Raw genomic sequence first — 238 nt, 5'->3', positions numbered from 1 at the left:
GAGGGCGGTTTGGAGGGCGAAGAGGGCGGGTTGGGTGTATTGGGTTTGGTTGAGGAGGTGGGGGTCGGTGCCGAAGACGATGTCGTGGAGGGGGTGGGGCAGGTGGGGGTCGAGGGCGGCGCAGGCTTCGTCGAAGGCATCGGCGTAGGCGGGGTAGGTGGTGTAGAGGTCGTGGCCCATGCCCAGGCGTTGGCTGCCCTGGCCGGAGAAGACCATCGTCAGGGTTCCGTCGCCACCC

The 238-nt window shown here is 68.1% G+C and carries 1 protein-coding gene; it reads right to left on the bottom strand.

The features are described from left to right. The coding region (locus IF30_RS42990; protein WP_324605700.1) for an acyltransferase domain-containing protein at positions 1-216 on the bottom strand (216 nt) is incomplete at its 3' end. Between the last annotated feature and the right edge of the window lie 22 nt (positions 217-238).

Origin of the sequence: Streptomyces sp. NRRL S-350, from assembly GCF_000719705.1 — a bacterium.
GTDB lineage: Bacteria > Actinomycetota > Actinomycetes > Streptomycetales > Streptomycetaceae > Kitasatospora.
Note: the sequence above shows the minus strand (reverse complement) of the source record. Positions and strands in the feature narration are given on the sequence as shown.